Source organism: bacterium, from assembly GCA_040753085.1.
In the GTDB taxonomy this organism is placed as follows: domain Bacteria; phylum UBA9089; class JASEGY01; order JASEGY01; family JASEGY01; genus JASEGY01.
Map to the genome: position 1 here is coordinate 1 of JBFMHI010000136.1, position 7,368 is coordinate 7,368.

General features: G+C 46.2%; 5 protein-coding genes. 3 read left to right on the plus strand and 2 right to left on the minus strand.

The window, feature by feature from the left end; all coding sequences use genetic code 11:
• The first annotated feature begins 325 nt into the window (after positions 1-325).
• From AB1797_11560 to AB1797_11570, 3 genes are all read left to right on the plus strand, one after another.
• Positions 326-886 (plus strand): porin family protein, encoded by a 561-nt coding sequence (locus tag AB1797_11560; protein MEW5768233.1) that lies wholly within the window; start codon positions 326-328, stop codon positions 884-886.
• Between the two features lie 195 nt (positions 887-1,081).
• Complete coding sequence (locus AB1797_11565) at positions 1,082-5,314, plus strand: acyl-CoA dehydratase activase (GenBank protein MEW5768234.1); 4,233 nt, start codon at positions 1,082-1,084, stop codon at positions 5,312-5,314.
• Positions 5,315-5,398: 84 nt separating this feature from the next.
• The gene (locus AB1797_11570) at positions 5,399-5,647 is read left to right on the plus strand and encodes a nucleotidyltransferase domain-containing protein (protein MEW5768235.1); all 249 of its coding nucleotides are present in this window, start codon (positions 5,399-5,401) and stop codon (positions 5,645-5,647) included.
• Between the two features lie 178 nt (positions 5,648-5,825).
• Here the strand turns inward: AB1797_11570 and AB1797_11575 are convergent, their stop codons facing one another.
• Positions 5,826-6,701 carry a transposase gene (locus tag AB1797_11575; protein ID MEW5768236.1) on the minus strand — a complete coding sequence of 292 codons (876 nt, stop codon included), beginning with the start codon at positions 6,699-6,701 and terminating at the stop codon, positions 5,826-5,828.
• Positions 6,638-7,183, minus strand: coding sequence for a hypothetical protein (locus tag AB1797_11580; protein MEW5768237.1), 546 nt, complete (start codon positions 7,181-7,183; stop codon positions 6,638-6,640). The genes AB1797_11575 and AB1797_11580 overlap by 64 nt, the downstream gene beginning before the upstream one ends.
• Positions 7,184-7,368: the final 185 nt, after the last annotated feature.

The following is a 7,368-nucleotide window of genomic DNA, read 5'->3' on the forward strand; positions in this document are numbered from 1 at the left end:
TACGCAAATTACGAGAAAGATTAGGCGAGAATATGACTTAGAAACACTCATGACAGAGCATTTTCATCTGTCAATTCTCTTAACCTGAAAAACATTAGGCAAATACGCTGATTTCAGAATTATCAGATAACCTACATCCTTAATCCTTATGTCAGAATCACTGTTACTCAACGAAACATATTGACAATATGGAGGTATTATGTTAGAATAACCTAATCTACGAGGCCAGATGAGGGGCAGGTAGATAGTAGCCAGTGGATAAGTGGATGGCGGCAGGATTCGGATTCAATATCCGCCATCCAAAATTAAAAAGGAGGTGGTTTATTTGAAACCCAAAATGTTGGTTGGTCTATGTAGTCTGTGTCTTATCTTAGGCACATTAGAGGCCTACGGGGCTGAGAAGCCCACCGGTCTGGCCGTTGGCCCACGGGTGGGGTATTATGACTCAAAGGATGCTGATGAGGGGGAATTTAAGTACGGGGCCCAGGCAAGGATGACTCTTACAGAAACCCTTTCAGTCGAAGGCTCCATTGAGTATCGAAAAGAAAGCTACGAGAATGAAAAGGTGGAGGTTATCTCTTATCCGATTATGGCCTCCCTTGTTTTGTTCCCCTTTCCGATGGCCCCCATTTCACCTTATCTTATTGGCGGAGCGATTTGGGATAAATATAAATGGGAGTGTGAAGATAGGGCGGAAAAGTCTTCTGAATTTGGCTATTTGGCCGGATTTGGGGCTGAAATGCCCCTCGGTGCGAAGATGAGCCTTAACGGTGATATCAGATATGTCCTCCTGGATCGTGATCTAAAGATAACAGATATTGACCCCGATAATTTAGAGGCGGATTTCTGGACGATTACCGGCGCCATAAACTTTTTCTTCTTTTAGGAGATGAAGGGCACCGGCGGAAAGATTGGAAGGTAGGGGGGGCAATCCCTTGTGGTTGCCCAACAGAGGAAGGACAGGCACAGGGGCCTGTCCCTACTTATTACGCAACAAGTCTATGGATATTTTAGGGAAAGGATTTTTCGGGAGGGGGAAATACTCTATGAGCGTGAGTGAACTGAGAGGTGAAGTCAAATTATGGAATTACGACTATTCCTGGGTTTAGATATAGGCTCAGTCAGCCTGAATACGGTGGTAATGAATGCTGACCGGAAGATACGGGAAGAACATTATACCCGGCTGAAGGGGCAGCCGCTTAAAACGGTAATCAGTGTGCTCACGGATGTATTCAGCCGGATCGCTCCGAAAGAGATAGCCTGGACGGCCGTGACTGGCTCCGGGGGTAAATTAGTGGCGGAGTTGCTTGGGGGAGAATTTGTCAATGAGATCGTGGCCCAGACACGGGCGGTTAAGGAATTTCATCCTGAAGCGCGGACGGTCATTGAAATAGGCGGCGAAGACGCCAAGCTCTTAATCCTGAACCACAGACCGGAGGCCGGAGGAATAGTCCTGGAAGACTTTGCCATGAATACCCAGTGTGCGGCCGGCACCGGTTCTTTTTTAGACCAACAGGCCAGCCGGTTGGGTCTTTCTATTGAGGAATTTGGCCAATTATCTTTAAAGTCCGGGCACTCACCTAGGATAGCCGGTCGATGTAGTGTCTTTGCCAAGTCGGACATGATCCATCTTCAGCAAATCGCTACCCCCGATTATGACATTGTGGCCGGTCTTTGTTATGCCATGGCCAGGAATTTCAAGTCTAATATCGGTAGAGGCAAGCCCTTTCATCGCCCCATCTCTTTTCAGGGGGGAGTAGCCGCCAATGTTGGCATGATCCGGGCATTCAAGGATATCTTAGAGCTGGACCACCCCCAGGACCTGATTATTCCGACTCACTACGCCTCGATGGGGGCCATTGGCGCTGTTTTGACCTGCCTTGATAGTCAAAACACCGAAGGTAACAGAACCCTGCTCAACTTAGACCGGCTAACCCATTACACCCACTCCCAACCTGGCCGACAGAAGGGCCTGGAACCGTTATCAATCCGCAATCCCGGGCACCCACGAAGTGAGGGCGTAATCCGAAATTTGCGATCGGAACAATCTGCAATCTCGGGTACCCACAAAGTGGGTGCGCAATCCGCAATCGAAAGCTATCTGGGCATTGACATCGGCTCCTTAAGCACCAATTTGGTGGTCATCGACCAAACCAAAGAGGTAATTACCTGGCGATACTTGATGACGGCCGGCAGGCCAATAGAGGCGGTAAGAAGAGGCCTGGAGGAGATTGGGCAAGAGGTGGGCGACAGGGTAAAAATCCTGGGGGTGGGGACCACGGGTTCCGGTCGTTACATGATCGGGGATCTGGTCGGGGCGGATGTGGTTCGTAACGAAATTACCGCCCAGGCCACAGCCGCCGTTAATATTGACCCCACGGTTGACACCATATTTGAAATCGGCGGACAGGATTCTAAATACATCTACCTTGATCAAGGGACAGTGGTTGACTTTGAAATGAACAAGGTCTGCGCCGCCGGCACAGGCTCCTTTTTAGAAGAACAGGCAGAGAAGTTAAATATTAACATTGTCGAGGAATTCGGTAAAACCGCCCTTAAGGCCGCTTCGCCTGATTCATTGGGTGAACGCTGTACTGTCTTTATTGAATCAGACCTGATTGCCCATCAGCAGCAGGGATCAAGTAAGGATAATTTAGCCGCTGGTCTGGCTTATTCCATTGTCTACAACTATCTTAACAGGGTAGTAGGCGACAGACGGGTGGGCGAGCACATCTTCTTTCAGGGCGGCGTCGCTTCCAACCAGGCAGTGGTGGCTGCCTTTGAAAAGGTTATCGGGAAAAAGATAACCGTTCCGCCCTATCACAATGTTACGGGCGCCCTGGGGGTAGCTATCCTGGCCAGGGAAGAGAATAATGGTCAGGCCAGTAACTTCAAGGGGTTTGACCTGAGCCGACGTCAGTATAAAGTCAATTCCTTTGAATGTAAGGGCTGCGATAATGTCTGCGATGTAATGAAGGTAGAGATTGAAGGAGAAAAACCGCTCTTCTACGGAACCAGATGCGAGAAATATGAACAGGACAGGAAAAAGAAGAAAGATAATAATTTGCCTGATCTTTTTAAGGAGCGGGAGGATTACCTGTTATCCGATTACCAGCCTGGTAAAAAGGGTAATCCCAGAATTGGTATCCCTCGCGTCCTGCATTTCTACGAGTTATTTCCTTACTGGAAAGCCTTTTTTAGCCAATTAGGCGCTGAGGTGGTCTTATCGGGATCAACCAAGCAAAGTCAGATTCATCAATCAGTTGAAGTCGTTACGGCTGAGACCTGTTTCCCTATCAAGGTAGTTCACGGTCATATATTGAGTCTAATAGAAGAAGGGGTAGATTACATCTTTTTACCCAGCGTGATTAATCTGGCCAGGACAAACTTGGCCCTGGAACAAAACTATGCCTGCCCTTATGTGCAAGCTGCTCCTTATCTCGTTAAATCAGCAATAGATATAGATGTAAGGATGCTCACCCCCAATATATGTTTTCAAAACGGGGAAAGGGATGTGTATAAAGAGCTGGTTAAAGTCGGCCGGCAGATGAACAAGTCTCCCAGAGAGGTGAAGGCGGCTATGGCGGCGGCCCAGGCATCCCAGGAGAGATTTTATCGGCGACTGGCAGATCGAGGCAGAGAGATATTAACTTCTCTCGACCAAAACCAGCCGGCGGCAGTAATTATCAGTCGTCCTTACAATGGTTGTGACCCCGGCCTTAACCTTGAAATCCCCAAAAAACTAAGGGACATGGGAGTATTAGCTATTCCCATGGATTTCTTGCCTCTGGAAAAAGTAGATGTTTCGGTTGATTTTCCTAACATGTATTGGAGATACGGCCAAAAGATAATAAGCGCCGCCGGTTTTATCAGCTCACATCCCTATCTTAATGCCATTTATCTGACTAACTTTGGCTGCGGTCCTGATTCTTTCATCCTCCATTTCTGCCGGGAAAAGATGAATGGCAAGCCCTATCTTCAATTAGAAGTTGATGAACACAGCGCTGATGCCGGGGCTATTACCAGGTGTGAAGCCTTCTTCGACAGCCTTAAAGGGAAAAAGCACCTGGAAAACAAGAAGTGGGCCGCGGAAGAAACTAAACCCCACCGCCAGTCATCCATCTCCTCCCCAAAGAGGACCCTTTACCTGCCTTTAATGTCGGATCATGCTTACAGTCTGGCGGCTGCCTTTAGATATTGCGGCATCCCGGCTGAGGTGCTGCCGGAATCGGATGGAGCCACCCTGGAATACGGGAGAAAATATACCTCTGGCAAGGAATGTTTTCCATGTGTGGTCACCACCGGGGATATTTTGAAAAAGATTAACGAAAGCGGCTTTGATCCCACGACTTCGGCCTTCTTTATGCCCTCGGCTGATGGGCCATGCCGGTTTGGACAATACAGCCGGCTTCACCGAATAATCCTGAACGATCTGGGCTGTGAAGATATACCCCTTCTTTCACCGGATTCTAAAGATGCCTATTCTCAGTTAGGCGATACCGGCCATAAATTCCGCCGACGTGCCTGGCAGGGGATTGTGATCACTGATATCCTCGAAAAACTAACGCGGCAGATAAGACCTTACGAAGTAAGACAGGGAGAAACGGATGAAGTTTATCAGAGGTATCTAACCCAAGTAATAGAGGCGATTGAAAAGGGAAACGGTAAGGTTTTTGACTTGATGGAAGAGATAGCTGAAGCCTTTGCTCAAATAAAGACTGATCGCCAGGTCGAGCGGCCTATTATTGGCGTGATAGGAGAAATCTATACCCGGGCTAATCGGTTCAGTAATGCTAATGTAATCAGGAAAATCGAGGAATGGGGTGGCCAGGTTTGGTTTGATCCGATATCTGAGTGGTTCTATTATGTCAATTACGGTGTTAAAGAAAATTCTCTCAGGGAAAGGCGATACCTTGATTTCTTAAAGGTTTGCCTTAAGGACAAGATTCAAAGATACGATGAACACCGCTTGATAAAGGCCTTTAGAAGATTTGGCCCTCCTTTTAAAGAACCGGCGATTTCTGAAGTCCTCTCTTATACTGTCCCCTATCTTTCTTCTTCTATTCGCGGCGGAGAAATGGTCCCCAGCGTCGGTAAGGCCATAGATTTCATCCGTCGGGGCGCTTCCGGAATTGTTAACTGTATTCCCTTCACCTGTATGCCGGGAAACGTGGTTACGGCTATTTCCAGACGTGTTCGGGAGGACTTTGGGAATATCCCCTGGCTTAATATGGCCTACGATGGTCAGGAAGAAAGCGGAGCGGACAGCAGACTGGAGGCCTTTATGTATCAGGCTAAGCAATATCAATCTTAGCGCGGCCCCCCGCTTGTTAGAGAGCGAAAAAGTCTGATAATCATATTTTTGTATTTTTTACTCTTTTGTGCTATTATAGTAGCTATGAAGGATAAAAAGATTCAGGAATTAAAAAGATATTTTGAAGGGAAAAAAGAAGTAGTTTTAGCCTTTTTATTTGGCTCGCAGGGAAAAAATATCTCAAGGAGTATCTCTGATTGGGATATATCTGTATATTTTAAACCTAAGGAATATCTGGAGTTAGAAACTGAGGAAGATTATCCTGATGAAAAAGAAATTTGGGCTGATCTGGTAAATATCTCTGATAATTCTGAAATCAGCGTATTTGCCTAATGTTTTTCAGGTTAAGAGAATTGACAGATGAAAATGCTCTGTCATGAGTGTTTCTAAGTCATATTCTCGCCTAATCTTTCTCGTAATTTGCGTAATACTATACTTTTGCACTTTTTGAGTGTCTGATAGCACTCAGTGGACAATTATGATGGTGAATAAATTGGTTTCTCAAAAGGAATTAAGTCATCAAATGGATAATCTCCTCAGGAGTAGCAGTGGAATTTTGAAAGTTCGCACTGGAAGCGAAATTTCGAAAAACCTTCTGCATGACGAATCTTCTCAGAGCCCGACTTGTTTTGGTAAAGCTGAGAAGAGAATTTTGCTCTTGAACCTGGAGCCAATCGGAGTTCATATCGGTAAGGATAGTGAGTCTCCAGAGACAAAAGCTTACCAAAGACAGCCCTATGAAGCGAGTCATAGCTTGGAAGCTGGTGGATTGGTAATCTGTGAAACCAAAATGCTGCTTCAAGTCTCTGATACCCAATTCTAGGGTGAACCTGAGAGCATAGATTTGGATGATCTGAACTGGAGAGAGAGTCAGATCGGTGGAGAGCAAGATGATGGGATCTTTTTGGGTCTTGATCACTACTACTCGAACTTTCTGGCTCAAGACATCTTTGATCCAAAGATCCCTGGTTACAATCTGAAGAGTATGAGTTTTCCCATAGATAACGACAGTGATTTCTTGGAGGGGAAAGAGATTGAGCAGTTGGGCTATCTTCCATTTTTTGCCTTTTCGGGGTTCGGTGGGTTTCCTGCCTCTTTTCTTTTTCTCAGACGCAACGGGAGGCTCTGGCTGTGGATCATCCCAACCAACTGCATCGATTCGCATTCGAGTGATAACATGAACATGCAAGGAGAGCATCCAGTTGATGAAAGGAGCCTTAGAAAAATAGGCATCTGCCACTACTCGAAGACGAACAGAGCCAAGCATTTGCTGAAGCTGAGCTATGAGAGGGCAGACTGCATCCCAGAAATTCATAGCCGTAGCTATTCCGGCTGGATTGACCACAAACCCAAAGGGATTGCTATGACCAGAAATAAGGTTGGCCAACAAGGGCCAGCAAAGGGCACAATCGTCCTTCCTTCCAGCAATGCGGTACACAACAAGCCTGCTATAGCCCCGTGATGCCCAATAAGATGATCACCACGAGATGGATTTCCACTGTGATCGTGCCACTTTTGCACCCCCATCATTTTCCCTTTAACCTTGGAAATCAGAGTGGTATCCACCCAGCAAAGATAAGCCCCATAGATCAGGAGATTCTCTGCCATCTTCTCCTTGAGCAAGGTCACAACTTTGCTTTGAATCTGAGTTATATCCCACTGATATTGGGACAGGAAACGTTCCCAACTGGAGATATGTTTTTCCAGGAAAAAACAGACCCCGGCAATATTGGTTACACATTTACGGCTCCCTCCAAGGAGCATGAAGGCCAACATGAACCCCTGAAAGTACAAAAAATTGTTAGCAGCAAAAATTGGAGCAAAGGCTCTTATGTAACCAAGTATAGTAGCGGGAAAAAATGTATCCATAGCTTTTTCCTCCTTAGTAAGGTTCTTTACTAAGAAGTTCGGATACTTTTTATCCCAAGAGAGGCTGTTTAAAAATGGCAATCATCTGCAAATAAATTATTTACTAATTTCTGCCTCCTGTGGTATAATAGCTTAAAAATACCAAACAATCCAAAACCAGCAGGAGGCAACGAAGCATGAAACGT

What these genes read in the sequence shown, in the direction of transcription:
- AB1797_11580 (MEW5768237.1), bottom strand. Translation starts at nt 7,183, where the DNA reads ATGGATACATTTTTTCCCGCTACTATACTTGGTTACATAAGAGCCTTT.
- AB1797_11570 (MEW5768235.1), top strand. Translation starts at nt 5,399, where the DNA reads ATGAAGGATAAAAAGATTCAGGAATTAAAAAGATATTTTGAAGGGAAA.
- AB1797_11565 (MEW5768234.1), top strand. Translation starts at nt 1,082, where the DNA reads ATGGAATTACGACTATTCCTGGGTTTAGATATAGGCTCAGTCAGCCTG.